The following is a 25,360-nucleotide window of genomic DNA, read 5'->3' as shown; positions in this document are numbered from 1 at the left end:
ACAATCCGCCGATGAGGCCCGTTACACACTTCGAGAAACCTGAGTGATGTGGACTCAAGTAGGTTTGACTCGGACCCACTTTTTCAGTAGGACATGAGTCGGACGCACTGAAGTCCGGTCCCGCAGAGTTTCGCCACGACATCCCCGCGGTCGCGAGACCTCGGGACAAGGACTCGGGTGCACACCCACAAACTAGGAGGAAGCCAAACATGTCTCGTGCTGTTGGAATCGACCTCGGTACCACCAACTCGGTGGTCGCCGTGCTCGAAGGCGGCGAAGCCGCCGTCATCGCCAACGCCGAAGGCGCGCGGACCACGCCGTCGGTGGTCGCGTTCGCGCGTAACGGCGAGGTGCTGGTCGGTCAGCCCGCGAAGAACCAGGCGGTCACGAACGTCGACCGCACCATCCGCTCCGTCAAGCGCCACATGGGCGAAGGCGACTGGACCGTCGAGATCGACGACAAGAAGTACACCCCGCAGGAGATCAGCGCGCGCACGCTCATGAAGCTCAAGCGCGACGCCGAGTCATACCTGGGTGAGGACGTCACCGACGCCGTCATCACGGTGCCCGCGTACTTCAACGACTCCCAGCGTCAGGCCACCAAGGAAGCCGGCCAGATCGCCGGCCTCAACGTGCTCCGCATCGTCAACGAGCCGACCGCGGCCGCCCTGGCCTACGGCCTGGACAAGGGCGAGAAGGAACAGACCATCCTGGTCTTCGACCTCGGTGGCGGTACCTTCGACGTCTCGCTGCTCGAAATCGGCGACGGTGTCGTCGAGGTCCGCGCGACCTCCGGTGACAACCACCTCGGTGGTGACGACTGGGATCAGCGCGTCGTCGACTGGCTCGTGGAGAAGTTCAAGAGCCAGAACGGCATCGACCTGACCAAGGACAAGATGGCCCTGCAGCGTCTGCGTGAGGCCGCCGAGAAGGCCAAGATCGAGCTCTCGAGCTCGCAGAGCACCTCGATCAACCTGCCCTACATCACCGTCGACGCCGACAAGAACCCGCTGTTCCTCGACGAGCAGCTCTCGCGCAGCGAGTTCCAGAAGATCACCTCTGATCTGCTGGAGCGCACCCGCGCACCGTTCCAGGCCGTCATCAAGGATGCGGGCATCTCCGTCGGCGACATCGACCATGTCGTGCTCGTCGGTGGTTCGACCCGTATGCCGGCCGTCACCGACCTGGTGAAGGAACTGACCGGTGGCCGCGAGCCCAACAAGGGCGTCAACCCGGACGAGGTCGTCGCCGTCGGCGCCGCACTGCAGGCCGGTGTGCTCCGCGGTGAGGTCAAGGACGTGCTGTTGCTCGACGTCACCCCGCTCTCCCTCGGCATCGAGACCAAGGGCGGCGTGATGCACAAGCTGATCGAGCGCAACACCACGATCCCGACCAAGCGGTCGGAGACCTACACCACGGCCGAGGACAACCAGCCGTCGGTGCAGATCCAGGTCTATCAGGGTGAGCGCGAGATCGCCTCGCACAACAAGCTGCTGGGCAGCTTCGAGCTCGGCGGCATCGCCCCGGCACCGCAGGGTGTCCCGCAGATCGAGGTGACCTTCGACATCGACGCCAACGGCATCGTGCACGTCACCGCGAAGGACAAGGGCACCGGCAAGGAGAACTCCATCCGCATCCAGGACGGTTCCGGCCTGAGCAAGGACGAGATCGACCGCATGATCAAGGACGCGGAGGCCCACGCCGACGAGGACCGCAAGCGCCGCGAGGAGGCCGAGACCCGCAACCAGGCGGAGTCGCTCGTCCACCAGACCGAGAAGTTCCTCAAGGAGAACGAGGACAAGGTCCCGGCGGAGGTCAAGGAGAAGGTCGAGGCAGCCGTCTCCAACGCGCAGGAAGCGTTGAAGGGCACCGACACCGCCGCGATCAAGACCGCGATCGAGAAGCTGTCGGAGGAGTCGCAGGCCCTCGGCCAGGCGATCTACGCCAACGCCGCGGCAGAGTCCCCCAACGGTGAGGCTGCCGGCGCCGACAGCGATCCCGACGTCGTCGACGCCGAGGTCGTCGACGACGCTGACACCAAGGAGAACAAGTGACCGCAGGATCCCATTCGACGAATGGGTCCGGCGAGGAGCCGGTGACGGTGACCGACCGTCGTCGCATCGACCCGGAAACGGGTGAGGTGCGCGACGAGCCGGCCGCCGGACCCGGCCCGGCCGACGCCGGACCGGTCGTCGACGAGTCACAGGTCGGCGAGGAGCAGGCCGACGCCGCACCCGACGAACCGGATGCACGCGTCGCCGAACTGACGGCCGACCTCCAGCGTGAACGCGCCCAGTTCGCCAACTTCCGACGGCGTGCCGCCGAGGAGAAGCAGGGCTCGGTCGCCTACGGCAAGCAGATCCTGATCGACAAGCTGCTGCCGGTCATCGACGACCTCGACCGTGCCCGCGAGCACGGCGATCTCGACAGCGGGCCGCTGCGTTCGGTCGCCGACAAGCTGGCCGGTGTGCTGGCCGCCGAAGGTCTCGTGGCCTTCGGTGCGTCGGGTGACGAGTTCGATCCCGAACTCCACGAAGCCGTGCAACACGACGGCACCGGAGCACATCCGGTGATCGGATCGGTGTACCGATGCGGCTACCGCCTGGGCGAGAAGGTGATCCGCACCGCGATGGTGACGGTCACCGATCCCGCTCCCGCGGGTGACCAGACCGGTGCACAATAGAGCGAACACCGATCCCTGAGGTGCGAGGAGCGCAGACCGCGAACCTCGCACCTCAGGTTCTTCGCAAGACATTCATCCAGACAACAGAACTCAGAGGAGGTGACGTCTGGTGGCACCACAACGTGAGTGGTTAGAACACGACTTCTACAAGGACCTGGGCGTTGCTTCTGACGCTTCGGCTGAAGAGATCAAGAAGGCCTATCGCAAGCTCGCGCGCGAGCTGCATCCGGATGCCAATCCGGGTGACACCGCGGCCGAGGAGCGCTTCAAGCGGGTGTCCGAAGCCCACAGCGTGCTCGGCGACTCCGAGAAGCGCAAGGAATACGACGAGACACGCGCCATGTTCGCCGGCGGACGATTCCGCGGCGGCGGCAACGGCTTCCCGGGCGGATTCCCCGGCGGCGGAACGACCTACACCACCGGCGGTAACGACTTCGACCTCGGCGATCTGTTCGGCGGGGCGCAGACCGGCGGCGGCGGGGGCGGTTTCGGCGACATCTTCGACGGACTGTTCAACCGCGGCGGCGGAACGCAACGTACTTCGACGGCGAGCCGTCCGCGTCGCGGCAAAGACCTCGAGACCGAGACGACGCTCTCGTTCTCCGATGCCGCGCTCGGCACGACCGTCCCCCTGCGGGTGACCAGCCCGTCCCCCTGCACCACCTGCCACGGTTCGGGCGCCAAGCCCGGAACGAGTCCGCGTGTGTGCGCGAACTGCAACGGTTCGGGCTTCGTGAGCCGCAACCAGGGCGCGTTCGGTTTCAGTGAGCCCTGCCAGGACTGCCAGGGCACCGGTTCGCGGATCGACGATCCGTGCACCGACTGCGACGGAAGCGGAGTGAAGGTCCGCGCACGCACCATCAACGTGCGGATTCCCGCCGGCGTCGAGGACGGACAACGCATCCGGCTCGCCGGACAGGGCGAGGCCGGGCGGCGTGGGGCCCCATCGGGTGACCTGTACGTCGTCGTGCACGTGACCCCGCACAAGCAGTTCACCCGCAGCGGCAATGACCTTCGGGTGCAGTTGCCGGTGCGGATCTCCGAACTCGTTCTCGGAGCGACTGTCTCGGTCCCGACGCTCGAGGGCTCGGTAGGGGTGAAGATCCCGCCGAACACCACCGACGGCCGCACCCTGCGGGTGCGTGGTCGCGGTGTGCCCAAACGGTCCGGCGGTGCGGGCGACCTGCTCGTCACCGTGAAGGTCGCGGTGCCGAACAAACTCGACGAGGCAGCGGTCGAGGCGATGCGCGCCTACGATCAGGCCGAGCGGGCAAGCGGTTTCGACCCGCGGGCGGACTGGGGGCGATGAGTGATGGCCGGTCAGAAGAACTTCGACGCCGACGGCGCGACCTTTCTGATCTCGGTCGCCGCCGAACTCGCCGGCATGCACGCGCAGACCCTGCGGACCTATGACCGTCTGGGGCTGGTCACCCCGCAGCGGACGAGTGGTGGCGGTCGCCGCTACTCGTCCCGAGACGTCGAACTCCTGCGGGAGATCCAGCGTCTCTCGCAGGAGGAGGGCGTCAACCTCGCGGGCATCAAGCGCATCATCGACCTGAGCAATCAGGTGGAGGCTCTCCAGCACCGGGTTCGCGAGCTCACCGACGAGGTGCAGGCGTCGCGGACCCGCCGCGGTGGCGAACTCGTCCCGGTGCCGCGCACCAACGCCCTGGTCGTATGGCAGCCGCGACGTAAGCGCACCACCGACTGACTCATCACACCCCTCGCCGGGCCCGACATCCGATCGGGCCCGGCGTCGTGGCGCCCGGGCGCAGTTTTCGACGCGAGCCGGTCGACGTGCGTAACGTTGACCGCATGGCTTCCGAACCCGTCACCACCGTCGACTCCGGTCCCCACAAGGTCTCGCGTCGGGTGGTGGTGAACGCCCCGGCCGCCGATGTGTTCGCGCTCGTGTCGAACCCCCATCGCCATCCCGAACTCGACGGCTCCGGCACGGTGCGCGACACCCCCGTCAGCGGGCCCGAGACATTGACCCGCGGCGCGCGTTTCAGCGTCGGGATGAAGCAGTTCGGCGTGCCGTACAAGATCACCTCGACCGTCACCGACTTCGAACCCGACCGGGTCGTCGAGTGGCAGCATCCGATGGGCCACCGCTGGCGGTGGGAGCTCGAATCGACCTCGCCGACCACCACCGCCGTCACCGAGACGTTCGACTACTCGACACTCCGGGTGCCGAAGGTCATGGAACTCATCGGCTACGACAAGAAGAACGGCAAGGGGATCGAGGGCACGCTCCGGGCGCTGGCGGCCCGGTTCGCCTGAACCCCGGCCGCAGATGGACTCCTCCGCCGACTCGCCGGCTCAGCCCGTCGTCGTCCTCGGCATCGTCGGAGCGCCCGGCCAGGCCATCGGTCTCGCGCGCAAACTCGTCGATGACGGTCTGACCGAACACGTCCAGACGACGTTCCCGGGCGCCCGATGGCAGATCGAACTCGTCGAGGCCGGACTCGTGCAGCCGCCGGCCGGCGACGCCGAGATCGTCGATGCCACGAGAGACCTTCTGCTCGAACGTGAATGGGACCTGGTGGTCCACCTGACCGACCTTCCGCTGCACGTCGGCAAGCGCCCGGTCGTGGCGCATGCCAACGCCGTGCACGGCGTCGCGGTCCTCTCGGTGCCCGCGCTCGGCGCGACCGGCGTGCGACAGCGGACCCGCGCGATCATCACCGGACTCGTCGGGCAACTCCTCGGCGCCGACGCCGACGACCTTCGCGAACACCAGAAGTCGCCGGCGCGATCGGCGTTGCGCCACCGTGTCCGTCAGCTCGGGACCGACGTCGACGACGAGGGCACCGCCTTCACCGCGCGCGTCCTGACGGGCAACCTGCGCCTGCTCACCGGCATGGTGCGGGCCAACCGCCCGTGGCGTCTCGCACTCGGCCTCACCCGCGCGCTCACCGGAGCGATCGCGGCCGGGGTCTTCGCGTTGGTGACCGCCGACATCTGGCTGCTCGCAGACACTTTCGGCGGGATTCGACTCACCGGTGTCGCGCTCGGATCCATCATCGCCATCACCGCGACGCTGATCATCGGTGCCGACCTCTGGGAACGCGGCTGCTCTCGACAGACGCGAGAACAGGTGGCGCTGTTCAACATCGTCACCGTGATCACGGTGGCCCTCGGTGTCGCAGCCCTCTACGCGGCACTGTTCGTGCTGTCCGCGCTCGGCGCGATGTGCCTCGTGGTGCCGGAGGTGTTCAGTTCGACCCTCGGACACCCGGCCGGCTTCACCGACTATCTGGAGGTCGCCTGGCTGACCTGCTCACTCGCGACCGTCGGAGGAGCCCTGGGGGCGGGCCTGGAAACCGACGAGGCGGTCCGCGTCGCCGCCTACACCCAGCATGCCGCCGAGCCGATCTGAGCAGTACACCGGACACGGTCGGGTGCCCCCCTCTACACGCCAGCCGCTAGGCTAGCGGGTCAGGACGCCGCAGCAGGCCGGCGACGGGAGGTGAACCATGTCCGAGGTACCGGGAACCGGTCCGTTGCCAGGGTTCGTGGTTCTGGGCATCTCCGTCGTCGACGACCAGATCAGCTCGGTGGTTCGTGACGCCGACGGACACATCCTGGCGAGCAACCTCGTGGACCTCCCCGACGCGTCGGCCGCCGGTGCCGAGGCCGCCATCGTCGAACTCGTCGACTCCGTCCCGGTGGAGGTCGATCGGATCGGCATCTCGGCGTCGCGTGCGGACGTCCGCGATCATCTGGCCCGGGTCTTCGCGCCGGGCGCGGCCACGGGGCCGTCCTGGAGCGACAAGGTCGTCGTCACCGGATACGCCGCGGCACTGGCCGAGATCGCCTGCACCTACTCGACCCGCGGCGGTGTGGTCGCCGTCGTCGACCTCGATCGCAACGCGGCACCCGCGGCCGGCACGACGCTGGCGACCGTCGACACCGCGTCGGGCGCGGTCCTCGGCACCGCCGACTTCGCGCCGGGTGAGATCGCCTCGGTCACCGACCCCGACGCCGCGTCGCGGCTCGCGACGACGGTCAGCGGGCTGCCGCGTGGTCGAGACGTCACCTCGGTGATCGTGGTCGGCCCGGGTGCGCAGCTCCCCGGGATCGCGCCGGCGTTCGAGTACGCGGCGCAGCGCCCGGTCACGGTCGCGGACAACCCGTCTCTCGCCTCTGCCCTCGGCGCGGCCGACGCCGCGGTGGTCGCGCCGGCCACGGCCGTCGCCACCCGGACGTCGACCGGTCGCCGCTGGTGGTTCGTCGGCGCCGCGATCGGTGCCGCCGTGTTCCTGGGTGCCGTCGGGATCACCCTGCTCCTGACCGCCGAGTCGAGCATCGCCGAACCCGCCGCCCCCGTCACGGTGACCGAGACGCCGGCGGCGGTCACCTCGACCGAACAGGCGACGGTCACCGAGACCGAGACGGCGACCGACGTCCGCACGACGACCGTGACGAGCACTCCCCGCCCGGTCACGCGGACGGAGACGGTGACCGAGTCGGCTGCCGAGACGGAGACCGTGACCGAGACCGAGACCGTCTACTCGGCTCCGGCCGGTGGCGAACCGAGTCTCGAAGTCCCCTGAGCGGCCCTAGAACACGGGGTCGTGCTGGATGCGGCTGGCCCGCACACCGGCGATGATGAGGGTGCGTCGGGTGTTCTCGATCATCTGGGGTGACCCCGCGATCAGGACCTGGCGGTCCTCCCAGTTGCCGGACCGGGCCACCGCGTCGGCGAGTGTGCCGATCTCGTGGTCGACACCGAGTTCGGCGGGCGTCGCCACCGCGTTGATCCACCACGGATCGGTCTGCTCTTCGGACACGGCGGTGACGCGCAGCCACGGATTGGTCGACGCGATGCGGCGCAGCACCGTCAGGTCGTACAGCTCGCCCGGGTAGCGCATCCCGTAGAAGATGTGCGTCTCCGGCGAGTCGGCGCGTGCGGACATCTCGATCAGCAGTGCGCGCAGGGGAGCGAGTCCGGTGCCGCCCGCGACCATCAGGACCTTGCTGTCGCGGTCGACGTGCAGCGTGCCGTGCCCTTGGGCGAGGGTCCACACGTCGCCGACGCTGGTCTCGCTCACGATCGCGGTGCTCACCGTTCCCCGGGGGACCGCGCGGACGTGGAACTCCAGTTCGCCCGCAGGGTTGGGCGGGATGGCGGGGGAGAAGTTGCGCCACTGCTTCGGCCACTGCGGGGTGTGCACCTCGAGGTACTGGCCCGTGTTGAACGTCAGCGGCGAATGGGCGAGGAGCCGGACGACCGCCAGGTCGCGGGTGATCCGGTACTTCTCGACGACTTCGGCGGTCCAGCGCGCGGGATGGGTCGCGCTCTCGGCGGCGCCCCGCATCACCCCGGTCACCAGCATCATGGCCTGCGAGATGGTCTGTTCGGTCTCGGCGTCCCAGTAACCGGCCATGAGGCTGCCGAACTCGCCCATCAGGGCCGCGTACATCACGTGGTAGTGCTCGGGCTCGACCCCGAATTTGCGATGGTCGCGTCCGAGCTGCGCGAGGAACTCCACGAGTTCGGCATGACCGGACTCGGCCGGGATCGCTTCGAGGACATGGTCGATGACGCGATGGAAGGCTATCCGCTGGGCGGCCATCGACACACCGAACAGCTCCCGCAGGTCGGGGTCGATCGCGAACATCCGGGTGTAGACGTTGGTGACGAACCGGTCGGGCTGCCGATTGACTGCCGTCCGCAGCTGATGCAGCGCATGGCGCGAATGTGTCGCCATATCGAAAAGATCACACCTCCGTCGCGGCTCGTTTCCCCACCCGGTTCAAGAGACCCACACTAGTCCTTCGGTGCGTCCGAATTCAGGATCCGGCATCGTATGTCGAGCGGTTGTGAGGTGTGGCAAGGTACCGGTATGACGTCCCTCGAAGGGGTCCTCACGGGCATCGTTGATGCCCATGTGCAGCACTGGAACCCGCGGCGCACCCCATGGGCGGCCACGCGCGCGTCGAGGCTGTACGGGTTCGTCCCCACATTGGGCGACCGGGTTTTCCCCCTCATCGTCTCCCGCGCCGACCGCGAGTACATCCTGACCCCGCGCACCGTCGCCCGGGCCTACGAGCCGCGACAGTACGCCACCGACGCGGCGCTGGTCCCGACCGTGGTGGGAGTGCCCATCGACACGGTCGTCCACGTCGAGTCGCATTGGCGTCGCGAGATCCCCGACGCCACGGGGCCCCCGGTGGACAGCACCGCGGTGGAGGAGACGCGGTACCTGGAGAGCCTGCCTTTCGGCCAGGCCGGCACCCCGCGTCTCGGCGCGATCATCTCGCACGGCGACCCGCGGACCCGGACTTTCGCGGACATGCTCGACGAGCAGTTCGCGGCGTCGTCGCGATTCCGCGGCATCCGCATCGTCGCGTCTCGGCATCCCGATCCACGTGTCCGCGACGGCGGGGACACCGACAACCTGCTGTCCTCGACGTCGTTCCTGGAGGGATTCGCCGAGCTCGCGAGCCGCGGTCTCGTCTTCGAGGCCTCGGTGTACTCACACCAGCTCTACGACGTCATCCTGCTGGCGCGGGAGTATCCGGAGACGACGATCATCCTGGACCACTTCGGCATACCGGCCGGGGTCTTCGGCCCGGTGGGTATGCGGACCGGCGCGACAGCCGCTGCGCGCGCGGACATCTGGCGGCTGTGGCGCGAACGGATGACGACCCTCGCGAACTACCGCAACGTGGTGGTCAAGCTGTCCGGTCTGGCGATGCCCATCCTCGGCTATGGCCACGAGCGGTGGGGCAACATCGGTGGTCAGGCCACTCTCGCCGAGATGATCGGTCCGTTCGTCGAGCACGTCATCACCCATTTCGGGTCCGATCGCATCATGTTCGGGACCAACTACCCGATCGACCGGCCCAACGCCGCGATCGACGTCCTCGTGGGCGCACTCCTCGACTGCGTGTCCCAGTGGGGGTCCGAGGCGTTGCGAAAGGTGTTCCGCGACACAGCGGTTCGCGTGTACGCGATCGACGGTCCGAGGAGCTGACCGCTCATCGGGTCCGTGGCCACCACGCCGAGCGCTTCTCCGGTTCCGGCACGGGCACGTCGCGCATGAGCCGGTTCAGGATCTCCACGAGTTCCGTGCACGAGGAGTACCGGTCCTCGGGAGACTTCGCCAGGGCCTTGGCGAAGATCGAGTTCATCGCCGACGGCAGCCATGGCCGGCGTCGGGTGAGTTTCGGCGGGTCGTCGTTGAGGTGCGCATAGGTGATCGCGAAGGCGGTGTTGCGTGGATACGGCGGTGTACCGGTGATGAGTTCGACGAGCGTGCAGGCAAACGCGTAGAAATCGGTTGCCGGCGTGAGTTTCTGCGCCTGCAGGAGTTCGGGCGAGGCGTAGCCGATGGAACCCTGTACGCGGCCGTTGCGCGCGAGTGGCCGCGTGTCGTCGAGGAATTGGGCGATCCCGAAGTCCGACAGGTAGGCGTCGACCGGACCGGCGCCGTCCGATCGTGGGCCGGGGGTGCGGGACAGGAGGATGTTCGCGGGTTTGACGTCGCGGTGCAGGATGTCCTGGGCGTGCGCATGGTCGAGTGCATCGGCGATCTGCGCCGCCACACGCAGGACGGTGTCCATGTCCGGCTCGTCGCCACGTTCCGGGATGAGTGCGGTCGCGGCCGGTCCGCCGATGTACTGCATGGTCAGCCACATCGACGGCAGGTGCCGCGGGCCGAGCGATCCGCGCGGTGGCTCGATCTCACCGTGCGAGAGCATGCGCACGATGTGGGGATGGTCCAGCAGCGACGCGATGCCGAATTCTCGCTCGAAGCGCTCGCGGACCCGCGCGTGGTCGGAAGCGTTCGGGTGCAGGACCTTCAGCGCGACGGACCCGTCGCGTCGGTCGTGCCGAAGGTCCGACGGGTCCCCGTCGCTGCCGGTGCGATGGACCCGGAACACATCCGCGCTCGCCCCGCCACCGAGGAATTCGTCGATGGTGAAGCCGGCCACGCTCTCGCCAACCTCGAACACGCTTCTCACAGTAGATGCGTCGACGGACCCGCGGCGGGAACCGGCGGGGTCAGCGAGCCGGTGTCAGGCGGAAGATCGGGAATCGGCGGCCCTGAGCGGTCTCGGTGTACTTCAGGAACTGCTCGGAGGCCTCGATGAACTTCTGCCACGCCGGTTCCCAGTCGTCGCCTTCGACTTCGCTCACCGCGGTGTCCAGACGCTCGATGCCGTTCTCCGACGGTGCCTCCACGGCGACCGACTCGGGGTGGGCACGGAGATTGTGCACCCAGTCCGGGGTCTTCGGCGAGCCGGCGAACGACCCGATGATCAGCCAGCTGTCGCCGTCGGGAAGCGCGAACAGAGGACTGATCCGCGGCTCGGCGGATTTGGCGCCCAGCGTGTGCAGGAGCACGAGATTCTTGCCGAAGCCGGCGGTCTCGACATGGCCGTTGTTGGATCGGAACTCGTTGATGACGGTCGCATTGAAATCGTTCACGACGTCCATTGTTCCGGTACGGGGTGAGTCCGGCCATGTTTCCCAGTGCAAACCGTGGTCGTCGGCCCGGCGAATACTCTGAACAGATGAGTGCCGACCCGAGTTCGCTCGCCGATTCCCTCCCCGACGGCATGGTGGTCACCGACGCCGACATCCTGGCCGGCTACCGGCAGGACCGCGCCGCCGACCCGACGGCGGGCACTCCGCTCGCACTGGTGCGGCCAACGACCACCGAACACGTACAGATCACCGTCCGCTGGTGCGCGGCCAATGGTGTCCCGATCATCACGCGGGGTGCCGGCACCAGCCTGTCCGGAGGATCGACGGCGGTGGACGGCGCGATCATGCTCTCGACCGAGAAGATGCGCGACATCGAGGTCGACCCGGCGACACGGACCGCGGTCGTCCAACCCGGCCTGTTCAACTCGGAGGTGAAGGCGGCGGCCTCGGCTCATGGGCTCTGGTACCCGCCGGACCCCTCGTCGTTCGAGATCTGCTCGATCGGCGGGAACGTCGCCACCAACGCCGGCGGGCTGTGCTGCGTGAAGTACGGCGTCACCACCGATTACGTCCTGGGTCTGCAGGTGGTGCTGGCCGATGGACGCGCGGTCCGGGTCGGGGGCAAGCAGCTCAAGGACTCCGCAGGCCTGCCGCTGACCAAACTGTTCGTCGGGAGCGAAGGGCTCCTCGGGATCATCACCGAGGTCACCCTGCGGCTCCTGCCGCCGCAGGGTCCGGCGAGCACCGTTGTCGGAGTGTTCGGTTCGGTGCACGAGGCCAGCCGGGCCGTCTTGGCAGTGACCGCCGAGATCCGTCCGGCGATGCTCGAGTTCATGGATTCGGTCGCCATCAACGCCGTCGAGGACCTGATGCGGATGGGCCTCGACCGAGAGGCCGGCGCCCTTCTCGTCGCCCAGTCCGACGCCCCGGGTGCCGCCGGCGCGGCCGAGGTCGAGTTCATCCAGAAGGCTTTCGAGAGCAACGGTGCGGGGGAGGTCTTCGCGACCGACGATCCCATCGAGGGCGAGGCATTCACCGCCGCCCGACGTGCGGCGATCCCGGCCGTGGAGAAGCTGGGATCGTTGTTGCTCGAGGACGTCGGCGTGCCGTTGCCGTCCCTGCCCGATCTCATCGACGGCGTGGCGGAGATCGCCGCCGACAATCGGGTGATGATCTCGGTGATCGCCCACGCGGGCGACGGCAACACGCATCCGCTGATCGTGTTCGACCCCGCCGACCCGGCCGAGGCGCAACGCGCGCAGGTCGCGTTCGGCCAGATCATGGACCTCGCGATCCGGTTGGGCGGCACCATCACCGGCGAGCACGGTGTGGGACGCCTGAAGAAGGGCTGGCTGCCCGACCAGGTGGGATCCGACGTCATGGAACTGACGGCGCGGATCAAGCAGGCTCTCGACCCCGACGGTCTGCTGAATCCGGGGGTGCTCCTGTAGCCGGCCCGAAGGTGGGGCGGCCCGCCACCACGTAGGTGCCGCGCCCAGCGGCCTTGGCGTCGAACAGCGCGTCGTCGGCGACCTCGAACTCGTGCCGGATGAACGCGTTGGCGTCGGCAGAGGACATGTGGCCCGCCGGGGTGACACCGACGGCGATGCCCAGGCTGACGGAGGCCGTCGCGCCTTTCCGGGTGGTGATGAGCTGCGTGCGGATGCGTTCGGCGAGAGCCCGCACCGAGGTCTCGTCCGCGAGCGCCGCGATCGCGAACTCGTCGCCGCCCAACCGCGCGACGATGGCCTGTCCGTCCGTCGCCCCCTGCAGGATCGCCGCGACGCGCTCGAGGACGTCGTCGCCGGTCGCGTGGCCGTGCTCGTCGTTGATGCCCTTGAATCGGTCGACATCGGCGGTGAGGAGGGCGAACGGGCGGGCGGGGCTGCGTCGGAGCATCGTCGCCGTCGCGTAGAGGAATCCGCGGCGATTCAACAAACCGGTCAGCGAATCGGTGTTCGCCATGATCAGCTGATGTTTCAGCGAGCGCTGGAAGTCGGAGGTGTAACTGCGATGAAGAGCCGTCGTGCCATTGGTGACGACCAATAGCGCAAGCGTCGTGAACACCACACTGAGAATGGGGGTGCCATTCGACCACGAGAGGATTCCCAGGGCGCCGACGGCAATGCTCGAGTAGATCATGTGCGCGTACGCGACCGGGCTCCGTACGAAATGAGCCACATATGAACCGACGACCGCGAAGATCGCCGCGCAGAACTGGGCGAGGGTGATGTCGGTGATGGCGAGGAGGGCCACGGTCAGCACGGCGTCGGCCCACAGGACGAATGCGGTGTTGAATCCTCTGAGCGAGGACTGCTTGGTCCACCAGATCACCCCGAGGTGGACCCGGCTGACGGCGAAGGCCATCGGGATCGTCGTGGCCACGGCGATGCCGAGCGCGATCGAGCGCGGGGCGGAACCCTGCGTGCCGCTCGGTGTGAAGAGCGCGATGGTCCCGAGAATCCCGCAGACGGCGACCAGCACGGAGATGGTGATCCGGACGTGCCGTTCGCGCATTCGCACCTGTTTGAAGACGTGGTCGGCGTCGTCGTAGAGGTGGCGGTGTCCGGTGATCTCGCCGGTCATCGGCCCGTGCCGAAGTGCCCGGAACCGCACTGTTCGGCGCGCGTCGGGCCCCTCGTGTTCCGGGTGGTCGATGGCCGCGTCCTCTTTCTCACTCACGACGCGCGTGTGCGCGCCTGTGTGCGAGGCAGAAATCACCGGACACACGTTACGGAGTTTAGAGGACGATTAAAGATCGTTTCATCTCCCGAATTCCGCGATATGACCCGACGGAGTGAAAGATGTAAGAATCGGCAGAATCGCCGTCGATCTGATGTGCGCTGAGAAGGCCATGCCAATCGGGCCCGATCGGCCGCTTCCTGCTGGGGTCCTCCCGTCCCCTCCGCGGGAGGGACCCCAGCAGGTAGTCCATGTGCGATGTGGCCGGCGCACTCGCGGCCTCGCAGGAATCAGCATATGGGCTCGATGGTCAACCTACAATCACATCAATCGGGATAACTGACAGGAGATGGTTGATGAATGGTCCCGGGGAGCCCGGACTACGCGATATCGACCTCCGACGACTGCGAATGTTCGTCGTGGTGATGGAGGCACCGAGTCTTCGTGTCGCCGCGGATGACCTGTTCATCAGTCAACAAGCGCTCTCGTCGGCCATCCGCGAACTCGAGCGCCACCTCGGTGTCGAGCTCTTCTCACGGTCACGTCGGAGCCTGACGCCGACCCCCGCCGGGGAGGCGCTCTACCGCGGGGCGGTTCCGTTGCTGGCCGGCGGCGAGCAACTCGCGACCCAGGTCAGGCGGGTGGACGCCGGTGCACCCGCCCCGTTCGTCATCGGACATGCGCCCGACCTTGCGCCCTCAGAGGTGTTCCGGATCATCGAGCCGGTGGTCCTGGCCGACTCGACGGTGCCGATCACCGTCCGGCCGGTCTTCGCCGAGCTGATCCGCGACGAGCTGCTGTCGGGGGCGATCGACATGGCCCTCGGCCGAGGAGTGGCCGCGCCGCCGGACATGGCGACGACCATCGCCACGCAGCACGAACTGCGCCTCGCGGTGCGGGCCGACCATCCGCTCGCCGAGCACGACCGGGTCGACATGGCGGACCTCGCCGACTACGACATCGTGGTGTGGGGTCCGGAGCACGAGTACGAGTACACCGACATGCTCGTCGGCATGTGCCGGCGCGCGGGATTCGAGCCGCGCATCATCCTGTCGACCCTGCTGGGAACCCCACCGCACACCGCGGTGATCGCCCATCCCAAGGCATGCGCCTTCGTGACCAACGAACCGGGATGGATCTACGTCAACCGCATCCGGATCGTCGAATTCAACGACCCGCCCTTCGCGCCGGTTCGCGCGATGTGGTTGCCGAACACCTCGTCGACGCTGCGGCGCCAGATCCTCGCGGCGGCCGAGAACTCGCTGTGAGTGAGTAGCGCGCCTGTGGGGGCCGCCTCAGCCGTCGGCGGCAACTCAGTGCCGCCTGAGGATCGCACCCAGGTCGGCGCCGGCAGGAAGGGCGCCGTATTCGAGGCTGCGGTCGGGCCCCAGGCGCGCGGCGATGAACGCACCGGCGACCGCGGCGGGGCTGTGCCGGACGAGAAGTGACGCCTGCAGGGCCAGGGCCATGGCCTCGACGGTGGACCGTGCCCGCCGCTGGGCGTCGGCGGGTTCCATACGGGAGAGTTCGCGGAGCTGGTCGCGCAGGTGGTCGAGATGGGCGTCGAGGGTGCGATCCGCGCCGCGCGCGAGCGAGATCTCGGCATCGAAGGCGGCGATGGACTCGGGTTCGCGAGTCATGGCCCGCAGGACATCGAGGGCGATGACGTTGCCAGAACCCTCCCACACCGCCATCACCGGCTGCTCGCGGTAGCGCATGGCGAGCGGGAAGTCCTCGGTGTAGCCATTGCCACCCAGGCATTCCAGGGACTCGTAGGCATGATGGGGGCCGCGTTTGCAGATCCAGTACTTCGCTACGGCGGTGGCGAGTCGGCGGAAGGCCCGCTCCTGCGGGTCGGCGTCCTCGTCGTGCGCGCGAGCGAGTCGGATCGCGGTGGTGGTCGCGGCCTCCGATTCCAGTGCGAGATCGGCCAATACGGCGGTCATCGCGGGCTGATCGGCCAGTGTCGCGCCGAATGCGCTGCGGTGCCGCGCGTGCCAGACCGCCTCGGCCACGGCCTGGCGCATGCCCGCAGCCGAACCGAGGACGCAGTCGAGTCGGGTCTGCGCGACCATCTCGATGATGGTGCGCACGCCGCGGCCGGGCTCGCCGATCATGATCGCGACTGTCCCGTCCAGTTCGATCTCGCTCGACGCGTTGGATTTGTTGCCCAGTTTGTCCTTCAGGCGCTGGATGCGGAAGACGTTGCGGGTGCCGTCGGGCAGGATGCGCGGGAGCAGGAAGCACGAGAGCCCCTCGCCACCCGCGCCCTGCGCCTGTGCGAGGACGAGGAAGGCGTCCGACATCGGGGCCGAGCAGAACCACTTGTGCCCGGTCAGCAGGTATTCCGCGCCCGGGCCGCCGGGGCCCGCCGGAATCGCGACCGTCGTGTTGGCGCGCACGTCGGAGCCGCCCTGCTTCTCGGTCATCGACATGCCGAAGATCGCCGAGCTCTTGTCGGCGGACAGGTCGGGGGAGTAGGTGCGCGACAGCGCTTTCGGCACCCACTGGGCGGCGACGTCGGGCTGCAGCTCCAGCGACGGGATCACCGCGTGGGTCATCGACACCGGGCAGGCGTGACCCGGTTCGATCTGGCCGAAGAGCATGAACGCCGCGGCGCGTACGACGTGCGAACCCGGTTGCGGGTCCGCCCAGCACCGGGTGTGGGAACCATGGGCGATCGATGCGGAGATGATGCGGTGGTAGGCCGGGTGGTACTCGACCTCGTCGATGCGGTTGCCCCATCGGTCGAAGGTCCGCAGCACCGGGGTGACGGTGTTCGCGAGATGGGCGTCGTGCTTGAAGGATTCGCTTCCGACCAGCGCTCCGATCTCGCGGAGCTCGGCGTCGCCCCACGCCGCGTCGTGGCGCGTGACCGCTTCGCGGAGCACGGTATCGAGTTCGTACTCGTTGACGTCGACCCGCGGGGCCGACTGGTTGAACACCTCGTGGGTGAGATGCGGTTGCGGCCGAACGGAACTCGCGGACCGGGTCATCATGCCTCCTGTGCTGCGTGTGATGTCGTGTCTGTGCCGACCGGGCGGAGCGGACTGTCCAGGACCTCGTCGGGGATCTGCAGATTGGTGAAGACGACGGCGACGGCGTCGGTGAGGCGATAGCCGAAATCGACACCGGTGGCGGACTTCTGGACCGCAAGGCCGAAGATCGCCGACCAGAAGGCCCGGGCCTCGACGTCGATCCCGGCGCGCAGTTGCCAGCCGGTGCGGACGAGCGTGGACAGCAGGGCCTCTTCACCGCGCTCATGGAGCAGGGTGAGGGTGTCGGTGATGAGCGGACGCAGGTCGGTGCGCCGTGCGACGAGGAGCATCGCGGTGGCGAAGAGTTCCACGTCCCGTGCGCACGGACCGAGCAACGTTCCCACGAGCGTGTTGGTGTAGTCGCGGACCGTGGCGGCGCCGGCTGCCGCTTCCTCTGCGCGTCGGCCGGCCCGGAGTACGCCTGCGCTCGCGACTTCGACGAACAGCTGCTCTTTGGAACCGAAGTAGTACGTGACCTGATTCGGGTAGGCGTCGGCGCGTTGACAGATCTGCGCCACGGATGCCGACTCGCCGTGCTCGGCGAACACCTCGGCGGCAGCACGGAGCAACGACTTGCGCGTGGCCTTGCCGGCTTCTCGCGTGGCGCGTCCGGTGGTGGGCATTCGCATCCTCGTCGTCTGGCAGTGTTTGTATGACAAACAATAAAGTGTCGACCTGGGTCCAGGCAAGGGTTTACCTGCTGGCGGCCGCGGCGGCGGGGATGGCCTCAGCCGCCGTCGAGTGTGCTGACCTGCACGTACGACTCGACGCCGGGTCGCGAATGGCTCTCATCGTCACCGCGAAGCGGCCGTGCCGCTGTGCGAAGAGGATCTCCGACGGGCGGTGGGTCACCACGGTGAGCCCGTCTCGGTGCGCGTGCTGACCGACCGTGCTGCCGACCTCACCGGCGTGGTGTCCGGTCTGCAGGCTCGAGACGCGCATCGTCGACTCCGACGGCCGCCACGCACTCGATCGCGTCAGGCGTGTCGTTCCATGGCGGTACAGTACATCGACTTTCGACGTGCTCCGCGTAATGTGTGCTGGTCGGCAGGCGCGTGAGCAGAGGCGGGATGACATGGAAACAACAAGTGCGGCAGACACACTCCGTCGGTGGGCGCTCGACGAAGAGCTGAAGTCCCGAGTCATGGCCGATCCCGCGCTCGCCGAAGGTGCGCGGCGGATCGCCGAACGGTACACCGCGGGAGAAGATGTCGACTCGGCGATCCGCGCCGGGGAGCGCGCGGTGGAACGCGGACACCTGGTGAGCATCGAGTACACGGGTGAGAGCGTGCGCGACGCCGCCGAAGCGACCGCGGCCACGGAGGTCTTCGTCTCCGTCGCCGAACGCATCGGTCGGACCGGTCTGCCGTCGACGGTCTCCGGCGACCTGTCGCACATCGGACTTCTCGTCTCCGGAGATCTGGTGCGGGACAACGCTGCCCGTTTGGCAGAGGCGTGCGCCGCGGTCGATTCCGTCTTCATGATCTCCGCCGAGGGATCGGACCGGACCGATCGGGTTCTCGAGGTCTACGACTGGCTGTCGCATCGGTACGACAACGTGGGCATCACCCTGCAGGCCAGGCTCCATCGTTCGGACGAGGACGTGGATCGACTACTCGCCGCCGGCGGCCGGGTCAGGCTCGTCAAGGGTGCGTACCTGGAGGCCGAATCGGAGGCCCTGCCCCGGGAGGACCCGGAGTTGCCCAAGCGTTTCGAACGACTGGCGCGCCGCATCGTCGACGGCGGTGGCTCGCTCACCCTCGCGACGCACGACGACGCGCTGTTGACTCATGTCCTGGGGTCTGTGGACGCCGCCGAGTCCGTCGAGGTCGAGATGCTGATGGGTCTGGGGACCGACCTGCTGGACCGGTTGGCGACGGACGGGATCGCTACGCGCGAATACTGCATCTTCGGCTCGGAATGGTGGTTGTACGTGCTGAACCGCATCGCCGAAGACCCGACGCGGGTCTTTCAGGCTCTCGTCGACCTCGGACGCGGGCCGATCAGCCCGCCGGCCAGCGCTCGGTGATGAGCTCGACCATCTGGTCGACCCAGGCGTCGTCGAGTGCGGCGTCGCTACGGATGAGGATGCGGAAGATCGCGGTGCCAGCAACAACCTCTGCGAGCATCGGCAACCGGTCATCGTCCCGGCGTTCCTGGCCGAAGCGGGACTCGAAGGCGGTGAGGTCGCCGGCGAGCCGGGCGATCATCTGACTGTGCACCTCGGGTGAGGCGACGGTGTCGGCGATCAGGCCGGGGAGTGCCACGCGCACCTCGGGCCGGTTGAACATCGCGCGCACGATCTCGACGAGTGCCCGGATGTCTTGGCGGACATCTCCCGAACCTGTTGGCGGATCGAGTGTCTCGGCCGACAGCACCGCCTCGTGCACGAGCTCGGCCTTGCCCGACCATCGCCGGTAGATGGCGGCCGTCGTCGTACCCGCGCGTGCGGCGATGGCCGACAGGGACAGCGCCGGATAACCGGTCTCGAGGATCAGCTCGCGGGTGGTCGCGATGATCGCGGCGTCGATCCTCCCGTCGCGGGGCCGCCCGGGCGTCGAGGGTTTGCGCCTCTTGTCTTCCCTGTGCCCATCTGCTGTCATGAGATACATCCTAATTTCAATACAGTGTGCATCGTATTTGAGGGAGAGTTCGTGAAGCTGAGTCCGCTCGACGAGTACCCGATCCATCAGACACCGGCCCCGATCACCTGGCCGGCGAGCTCCGACCGCAATGTCTACGACCGTTCGTACTTCAACGTGCTGGACCGCGAGGGCCGCTTCATGGTGCTGACCGGCATCGGGTATTACCCCCGGCTAGGGGTCAAGGACGCCTACTTCGTCGTCCGCCGCGGCGACACTCAGACAGCGGTGCACCTGAGCGACGCCATCGACGACGACCGGCTCCACCAGCACGTCAACGGCTATCGCCTCGACGTGGTCGAGCCACTGCAGGAAGTCCACCTCACGCTGTCGGAGACCGAGGGCATCTCCGCCGACCTGACCTGGCGCGGACTCTTCCCCGCGGCGCTGGAGAAACCGCACGAGATGCTGACCGAACGCCGGGTCACCTTGGAGGCGTGCCGGTTCGCGCAGGTCGGATCGTGGCAGGGGTGGATCGACATCGACGGCGAGCGCCTGAGCGTCGATCACGACAGCAGTGTGGCGAGCCGGGACCGGTCCTGGGGCATCCGTCCCGTCGGTGAGCCCGAACCGGCCGGGAGGCCGGACGCCGCATTCCGCGGAATGTGGTGGCTGTACCTGCCGCTGGCCTTCGACGACTTCCAGTTGTTCCTGATCCTGCAGGAGGATCCGGACGGGCATCGCAGCCTGTACGACTGCACGCGGCGCTGGCGGGACGGTCGCGTCGAACATCTCGACGGTGTGCGCGTGACCATCCATTACACGCCCGGGACCAGGATTCCGCACGGTGCACACATCGACTTCCTCAACCGCGCCGGGGACCGGACAGAACTCGACGTCGAGTCGAAGTTGTTCGCTCCCATCGCCTTCGGGTCCGGTTACGGTGGTGACTCGTCGTGGGCGCACGGCACATGGAAGGAGGGCGCGTTCGCCGAACGCGTCACCTTCGACCTCACCGACGACGAGGTCATGGCCCGTGCACCCTTCAGCCTCATCGATCACGTCGGATCGGCTGTGTGCACCGAGCCCGACGGCACCGTCCGACAGGGGGCCGGATTGTTCGAGCACGGCGTCATCGGCCCGCACCACCCGTCGGGATTCTCCGACTGGACCGACGTGGTCGGATAGGGCGCCCGATGAAGGTCATGACGGCGTTGTTCAACCCGACCGGTGCGGTCGATCGCGCGAGGGCGCTGCAGGAGGCCGGCGCGTCCGGTGTGTTCACCTTCGAAGGTCCGCACGACGTGTTCACCCCGCTCGTGCTGGCGTCGGCGGTGGAGGGCCTGGACATCATGTCCAACGTCGCGATCGCGTTCCCGCGCAACCCGATCCAGCTCGCGCACCAGGCGAACGACCTGCAGCTGCTCAGCGAGGGACGCTTCATCCTGGGGCTCGGCACGCAGGTGCGCGCCCAGATCGAGAAGCGCTACGGCGCCGAGTTCGACCGTCCGGTCGAGCGGATGAAGGAGATGGTCGGCGCCCTGCGGGCCATCTTCGCGACCTGGAATGACGGCGAGCGCCTGGACTTCCGGGGTGAGTACCACCGGCACACCCTGATGACCCCCACGTTCGTCCCGGGGCCGAATCCGTACGGACCCCCGCCGATCTATCTGGGCGCGTTGGGTCCTCGGCTCACCCGGGCCACCGCCGAGGTCGCCGACGGCCTGCTGGTGATGCCGTTCGGGTCGAAGCGGTTCCTGCACGGCACGACGCTGCCCGCCGTACGCGACGGTCTCGCGGCGGCCGGTCGCAGCGAGGACGACTTCGAGGTGGTGCCCGAGATCATCGTGTCCGTGGCGCCGGGCGCCGGGAGCGCAGCGAGCGGGCCCAATGTGTCGGGCGCCGGGAGCGCAGCGAGCGGGCCCAATGTGCCGGGCGCCGGGAGCGCAGCGAGCGGGCCCAATGTGTCGGGCGCCGGGAGCGACGACCACGCGTCGACACGGATGCTGTTGGCGTTCTACGGTTCCACCCCGGCGTACCGTCCGGTGCTCGATGCGCACGGATGGGGAGACCTGCAGCCCGAACTCAACGCGATGTCCAAGCAGGGGCGCTGGCAGGAGATGGCCGGACTCATCGACGACGAGATGCTCCACACCATCGCGGCCTGTGGCACGCCGGCCGAGATCGCCGCACACATCCGCGACCGGGTCGACGGTGTGTCGGACCGGATCTGCCTCTACCAGCCGGGCCCCATCGGCGTCGAACCGCTCGCCGAGATCGTCGACTCCCTGACCGGTGGCGCGAGATGAGTTCGGCGACGGTCGAGTTCGAGGACATCACCGACGACCGGTACGGCGGCAAGGCGGCCGGTCTCGCGCGCTTGCGACGACTGGGACTGCCGGTGCCCGCAGGCTATGTCATCACCTGTGTGTCCTCCGGGACGCGCGACGTCGACACAACACGATTCGACGAGATGGTCGCCGCCGGATCGACACCGGTCGCGGTTCGGTCCTCGGCGGTCGGGGAGGACGGGGCGGACCAGTCCTTCGCCGGTCAGTACGACACCGTACTGGGAGTCGACTCCGTCGACGCGCTCGTCGCCGCGGTCCGCGCCTGCGCCGACTCGGTGCACTCACGACGCGCATCGTCGTACAGCGGGAATTCCGCGGCCACCATGAACGTGGTGGTCCAGCAGATGGTCGATGCCCGCGCCGCCGGGGTGGTGTTCACCGCGGACCCGACGTCCGGGCGCCGGGATCTGATGGTCATCGACGCCGTCGCCGGACTCGGCGAGTCGCTCGTCGACGGGACAGCGGCTCCCGATCACTTCGTGCTCGATGTCGGCGGTGCCGTCATGGTGCAGGAAACTGTTGCGGCGCCGGTCTTGTCGGCCGCGGAGATCGGCGACATCCGTGCCGGTGCCCGCCGGGCGGAGCAGGAGTGGGGCCGGCCGATGGACCTCGAGTGGGCCATCGACGAATCCGGGGAACTCTGGTGGCTGCAGGCACGGCCGATCACGACGCTGCCCGGGGACCTCGACGAGATGGACTCGCCGGTGGCCGGTGCCGACCACGTCTACACACGATGCAACATCGGCGAGATGATGCCGGGCGCCTTCTGTCCCCTGACCGCGTCGGTCTCCGGCTTCGCGATCGACTATGCGATGCAGATGGTGCAGGTGGTCGCGAGGGCACAGGAGAGCTACGAGAAGCCCTGGCTCCAGGTCGGCTACTTCTACGGGCACATGTTCCTGAACCTGACCGAGGGCACGGCACTGAGCTCCGGCATCATCGGCAACTCGCTCGAACAGTTCTCCATGTCGATCTGCGGCCGTGTGATCGACGAGCTGACACCCAAACCGCCGCAGCCGTTTCGGCGGAAGCTCGGGAACACGATCCGGCTCACGTCACATGCCCTGTCGGTGGGCCCGGCGATCCGGCGGCTGCCCGCTGAGATCGCGGCGTTTCCGGTGCCGACGAGCCGCGATCCGCGGGTTGTGTTCCAGCAGCTGGAGGCCGGTGTCGAGCAGTACTGCGATGCGACGTTGACCCATGTGCGCTCGTCGTCGCGCGCCGCGGTGGCGGCCAACGTCCTCGAGAGTGCCCTGGTCCGACAGGCGGTGAAGGACGGGCGCACCGAGGATGACGGCAAGGCGCAGGCCGCGCGACTCATGGCCGGTGCGTCGGAGGTCGAGAGCGCCATGATGCTCGCGGAACTCGACGCGGTCGTCCACGCCATCGCGGCCGACCCCGCGGTTGCCGGGGAATTCCTCGCTGCAGTACCGGATGACGCGGTGATCGCCCTGCGGTCCGCCTCCGGTGACGCCGGTCACGCGCTGCGGCGTTTTCTCGAACGGCACGGTCACCGCGGATACCGCGAACTGTGCATGCGCGACCCGTCCTGGGCCGACGACCCCGGCGGCCTGGGCGCGATGATGCAGGTGATGGTGCGGTCTGCGCTCGACCCCGTCACTCGGAAGTCGGCCCCGACCGCCGTCGACGAAACGCCGCCCGCCGCGATCAGGCTTCTCGCCCGCCTGGCACAGGGCGGTGCACGCGGGCGCGAGGAGACGAAGTCGCGGATGGCGCTGATGGCCCATGCGCTCAAGCGGGGCTACCGTCATCTCGGCCGCGTCCTGACCGAGACCGGCCGGTTGCCCGACGCCGACCTCGTCTTCTTCTTCGACCGCGCCGAGCTGAAGCTTGTCGTCGGGACCGGCGACATCGCCGACCTCGTGCAGCGGGCCCGAGGTCGTCGAGAAGCGTTGTCGTTCCAGGACTCCCTCGAGTTCGACGACGTGTCCGTGGGACGACCGTCCCCGCGCGTGGCCGCTCCGCCGCGCGGTGGCTCCGGCGACCGGATCGTCGGCCGACCCGCTGGGCGGGGCAGCGTCGAAGGTTTGGTGCGCGTGGCGAAGTCGATCGTGGAGGCGCGCGAGGTCCAGCGTGGCGAGATCCTCGTCGCGCCCGTCACCGATGTCGGTTGGACACCGTATTTCACCGTCATCGGCGCGCTCGTCACCGACATCGGTAGTTCGGTGTCGCACGGTGCTGTGGTTGCCCGCGAGTACGGGCTGCCGTGCGTCGTCAACACCCTGGTGGCCACCCAGGTGCTGCGGACCGGCGACCGGGTGCGGGTCGACGGCGATCGCGGAATCGTCGAGCGGATCGAGAGTCGTTGACTGCCAGGGACACGCGGGGGATCGCGACCCGCCGGACGGTTCAGCGGCATCGCGCCAGGTTGGTGTGTGAGTCCTTTCGGTTGCCACCGAGACCCCGGCCGGCCCCGGTGATCCCGCCCGACGGTTTCATAGCGTCACGTCAAAACAACGCCAGCCGCGTCCCGGTGTGAACGAAGCCGATCTGCCTGGTCCATGCTGAGGCGAATTGCGTTCTGCGCGTTGGGTGGCAGCTTCGGTAGCAGCTCAAGCACGCGTTCGCGGTGACGGGCGATCGCCTTGCGTTCGGGCATACCGGGATTGGGCTGCACCTGCGGGATGATCTCGGTGAAGTCCTCCTTGGTACCACCACCGGAGATACCCGCGGCCTGCATCGCCTCTTCCTGCTTCTGGACCGCCTCGTCCTTCTCCTCGGACATACCGATCGGACCGAACCGATCACCGGAGAGGAACTGCTTGACCACCGGCTGCTCCGAGGTCAGCAACTGCTCACGCGGACCGAACATCACCAACTCCTTACGGAACAACATCCCGATGTTGTCCGGAATCGTCCGCGCGATGTTGATGTTGTGCGTCACGATCAGAATCGTCGCATCGATCTGCGCATTGATGTCGATCAACAACTGGCTGATGTAGGCCGTACGCACCGGATCCAGACCCGAGTCCGGCTCATCACACAGAATGATCTGCGGATCCAACACCAACGCCCGCGCCAGACCGGCACGCTTGCGCATACCGCCGGAGATCTCACCGGGAAGCTTGTCCTCGGCACCGGTCAGACCGACCAGGTCGATCTTCTCCATCACGATGTCGCGGACCTCGTTCTCCTTCTTCTTCGTGTGCTCACGAAGCGGGAACGCGATGTTGTCGAACAAACTCATCGACCCGAACAGCGCACCATCCTGGAACAACACACCGAACAACTTGCGGATCTCATACAGTTCCTTGGCCGAACACTGCGTGATGTCGGTGCCATCGATGATCACCGACCCCTGCTCGGGATGCAGCAAACCGATCAACGTCTTCAAAAACACCGACTTACCGGTACCCGAAGGACCCAGCAGCGCCGAAACCTCCCCCTCCGGCAGGGTCAGCGACACATCACGCCAAATGTTCTGCGAACCGAACGATTTCGTCAGATCTGCAACACTCACTTCGACACCCATGGATGAACCTCCGTCGATCGGGAGTACGGTATCCGCAGCGCGATGAACGGCAACGACGTCGTCTCGCAATCGTGCGTCCGGACGAAAG

At 67.7% G+C, this 25,360-nt stretch carries 22 protein-coding genes and 1 pseudogene; 14 read left to right on the top strand and 9 right to left on the bottom strand.

Features of this window, described 5'->3' with window-relative positions; translation table 11 throughout:
* Nucleotides 1–209 precede the first annotated feature (209 nt).
* From dnaK to AC3B5T_RS03550, 7 genes are all read left to right on the top strand, one after another.
* Complete coding sequence (dnaK, locus tag AC3B5T_RS03580; protein ID WP_010842653.1) at nucleotides 210–2,054, top strand: molecular chaperone DnaK; 1,845 nt, start codon at nucleotides 210–212, stop codon at nucleotides 2,052–2,054.
* Entirely contained in the window at nucleotides 2,051–2,683 is a 633-nt protein-coding gene (grpE, locus tag AC3B5T_RS03575; RefSeq protein ID WP_010842654.1) for a nucleotide exchange factor GrpE, read from the top strand. Before dnaK ends, grpE begins: the two co-directional genes overlap by 4 nt.
* A gap of 109 nt (nucleotides 2,684–2,792) precedes the next feature.
* A complete protein-coding gene (gene dnaJ / locus AC3B5T_RS03570; protein ID WP_055477113.1) occupies nucleotides 2,793–3,992 on the top strand; it encodes a molecular chaperone DnaJ in 1,200 nt (399 codons plus the stop codon).
* 3 nt (nucleotides 3,993–3,995) lie between these two features.
* A complete protein-coding gene (locus tag AC3B5T_RS03565) occupies nucleotides 3,996–4,394 on the top strand; it encodes a heat shock protein transcriptional repressor HspR (RefSeq protein ID WP_010842656.1) in 399 nt (132 codons plus the stop codon).
* A gap of 104 nt (nucleotides 4,395–4,498) precedes the next feature.
* Nucleotides 4,499–4,966, top strand: coding sequence for an SRPBCC family protein (locus tag AC3B5T_RS03560; RefSeq protein ID WP_010842657.1), 468 nt, complete (start codon nucleotides 4,499–4,501; stop codon nucleotides 4,964–4,966).
* Nucleotides 4,967–4,979: 13 nt separating this feature from the next.
* On the top strand, nucleotides 4,980–6,065 hold the full coding sequence (locus AC3B5T_RS03555) for a hypothetical protein (protein WP_055477112.1): 1,086 nt from the start codon (nucleotides 4,980–4,982) through the stop codon (nucleotides 6,063–6,065).
* 97 nt (nucleotides 6,066–6,162) lie between these two features.
* Nucleotides 6,163–7,242, top strand: a complete 1,080-nt coding sequence (locus tag AC3B5T_RS03550; RefSeq protein ID WP_010842659.1) for a hypothetical protein — start codon at nucleotides 6,163–6,165, stop codon at nucleotides 7,240–7,242.
* Between the two features lie 6 nt (nucleotides 7,243–7,248).
* Here the strand turns inward: AC3B5T_RS03550 and AC3B5T_RS03545 are convergent.
* Nucleotides 7,249–8,409 (bottom strand): annotated as a pseudogene (locus AC3B5T_RS03545) (FAD-binding oxidoreductase); the annotation flags it as partial.
* Between the two features lie 126 nt (nucleotides 8,410–8,535).
* Here AC3B5T_RS03545 and AC3B5T_RS03540 point away from each other — a divergent pair.
* Nucleotides 8,536–9,669, top strand: a complete 1,134-nt coding sequence (locus AC3B5T_RS03540) for an amidohydrolase family protein (RefSeq protein WP_055477110.1) — start codon at nucleotides 8,536–8,538, stop codon at nucleotides 9,667–9,669.
* 4 nt (nucleotides 9,670–9,673) lie between these two features.
* Here AC3B5T_RS03540 and AC3B5T_RS03535 read toward each other — a convergent pair whose 3' ends face one another.
* Both AC3B5T_RS03535 and AC3B5T_RS03530 read right to left on the bottom strand, forming a co-directional pair.
* Nucleotides 9,674–10,651, bottom strand: a complete 978-nt coding sequence (locus AC3B5T_RS03535; RefSeq protein WP_055477109.1) for a serine/threonine-protein kinase — start codon at nucleotides 10,649–10,651, stop codon at nucleotides 9,674–9,676.
* A gap of 49 nt (nucleotides 10,652–10,700) precedes the next feature.
* On the bottom strand, nucleotides 10,701–11,126 hold the full coding sequence (locus tag AC3B5T_RS03530) for a nitroreductase/quinone reductase family protein (RefSeq protein ID WP_014928212.1): 426 nt from the start codon (nucleotides 11,124–11,126) through the stop codon (nucleotides 10,701–10,703).
* An 86-nt stretch (nucleotides 11,127–11,212) separates the two neighbouring features.
* Here AC3B5T_RS03530 and AC3B5T_RS03525 point away from each other — a divergent pair, with 86 nt between their 5' ends.
* The gene (locus tag AC3B5T_RS03525) at nucleotides 11,213–12,577 is read left to right on the top strand and encodes an FAD-binding oxidoreductase (RefSeq protein ID WP_055477108.1); all 1,365 of its coding nucleotides are present in this window, start codon (nucleotides 11,213–11,215) and stop codon (nucleotides 12,575–12,577) included.
* Here AC3B5T_RS03525 and AC3B5T_RS03520 read toward each other — a convergent pair.
* Entirely contained in the window at nucleotides 12,525–13,712 is a 1,188-nt protein-coding gene (locus AC3B5T_RS03520) for a GGDEF domain-containing protein (RefSeq protein WP_035717362.1), read from the bottom strand. The genes AC3B5T_RS03525 and AC3B5T_RS03520 overlap by 53 nt on opposite strands.
* Nucleotides 13,713–14,164: 452 nt before the next feature.
* Between AC3B5T_RS03520 and AC3B5T_RS03515 the strand changes: the two genes are divergently transcribed.
* Nucleotides 14,165–15,076, top strand: a complete 912-nt coding sequence (locus tag AC3B5T_RS03515; protein ID WP_035717363.1) for a LysR family transcriptional regulator — start codon at nucleotides 14,165–14,167, stop codon at nucleotides 15,074–15,076.
* Between the two features lie 45 nt (nucleotides 15,077–15,121).
* Here AC3B5T_RS03515 and AC3B5T_RS03510 read toward each other — a convergent pair whose 3' ends face one another.
* The 3 genes from AC3B5T_RS03510 to AC3B5T_RS03500 all read right to left on the bottom strand — a co-directional run bounded on the left by AC3B5T_RS03510 (nucleotide 15,122) and on the right by AC3B5T_RS03500 (nucleotide 17,788).
* Complete coding sequence (locus AC3B5T_RS03510) at nucleotides 15,122–16,804, bottom strand: acyl-CoA dehydrogenase family protein (protein ID WP_055477107.1); 1,683 nt, start codon at nucleotides 16,802–16,804, stop codon at nucleotides 15,122–15,124.
* Nucleotides 16,804–17,469 (bottom strand): TetR/AcrR family transcriptional regulator C-terminal domain-containing protein, encoded by a 666-nt coding sequence (locus AC3B5T_RS03505; protein WP_055477106.1) that lies wholly within the window; start codon nucleotides 17,467–17,469, stop codon nucleotides 16,804–16,806. Before AC3B5T_RS03505 ends, AC3B5T_RS03510 begins: the two co-directional genes overlap by 1 nt.
* Before the next feature lie 70 nt (nucleotides 17,470–17,539).
* Complete coding sequence (locus AC3B5T_RS03500; protein WP_055477105.1) at nucleotides 17,540–17,788, bottom strand: hypothetical protein; 249 nt, start codon at nucleotides 17,786–17,788, stop codon at nucleotides 17,540–17,542.
* 133 nt (nucleotides 17,789–17,921) lie between these two features.
* Here AC3B5T_RS03500 and AC3B5T_RS03495 point away from each other — a divergent pair, with 133 nt between their 5' ends.
* Nucleotides 17,922–18,875, top strand: a complete 954-nt coding sequence (locus tag AC3B5T_RS03495; RefSeq protein WP_055477104.1) for a proline dehydrogenase family protein — start codon at nucleotides 17,922–17,924, stop codon at nucleotides 18,873–18,875.
* Here AC3B5T_RS03495 and AC3B5T_RS03490 read toward each other — a convergent pair.
* Nucleotides 18,850–19,449 (bottom strand): TetR-like C-terminal domain-containing protein, encoded by a 600-nt coding sequence (locus AC3B5T_RS03490; protein WP_055477122.1) that lies wholly within the window; start codon nucleotides 19,447–19,449, stop codon nucleotides 18,850–18,852. The two genes, AC3B5T_RS03495 and AC3B5T_RS03490, sit on opposite strands and share 26 nt — an antisense overlap.
* A gap of 51 nt (nucleotides 19,450–19,500) precedes the next feature.
* Between AC3B5T_RS03490 and AC3B5T_RS03485 the strand changes: the two genes are divergently transcribed.
* From AC3B5T_RS03485 to AC3B5T_RS03475, 3 genes are read left to right on the top strand one after another with little or no spacing between them, the layout of a single operon-like run.
* A complete protein-coding gene (locus AC3B5T_RS03485; RefSeq protein WP_055477103.1) occupies nucleotides 19,501–20,616 on the top strand; it encodes an Rv3169 family protein in 1,116 nt (371 codons plus the stop codon).
* 8 nt (nucleotides 20,617–20,624) lie between these two features.
* The gene (locus AC3B5T_RS03480) at nucleotides 20,625–21,737 is read left to right on the top strand and encodes a TIGR03617 family F420-dependent LLM class oxidoreductase (RefSeq protein WP_055477102.1); all 1,113 of its coding nucleotides are present in this window, start codon (nucleotides 20,625–20,627) and stop codon (nucleotides 21,735–21,737) included.
* The gene (locus tag AC3B5T_RS03475; RefSeq protein ID WP_055477101.1) at nucleotides 21,734–24,109 is read left to right on the top strand and encodes a PEP/pyruvate-binding domain-containing protein; all 2,376 of its coding nucleotides are present in this window, start codon (nucleotides 21,734–21,736) and stop codon (nucleotides 24,107–24,109) included. The genes AC3B5T_RS03480 and AC3B5T_RS03475 overlap by 4 nt, the downstream gene beginning before the upstream one ends.
* Before the next feature lie 134 nt (nucleotides 24,110–24,243).
* On the opposite strand, the gene AC3B5T_RS03470 is transcribed toward AC3B5T_RS03475, so the two are convergent.
* On the bottom strand, nucleotides 24,244–25,272 hold the full coding sequence (locus tag AC3B5T_RS03470) for an ABC transporter ATP-binding protein (RefSeq protein ID WP_488358741.1): 1,029 nt from the start codon (nucleotides 25,270–25,272) through the stop codon (nucleotides 24,244–24,246).
* Nucleotides 25,273–25,360: the final 88 nt, after the last annotated feature.

The organism is Gordonia sp. G4 (assembly GCF_057770005.1).
Note: the sequence above shows the minus strand (reverse complement) of the source record. Positions and strands in the feature narration are given on the sequence as shown.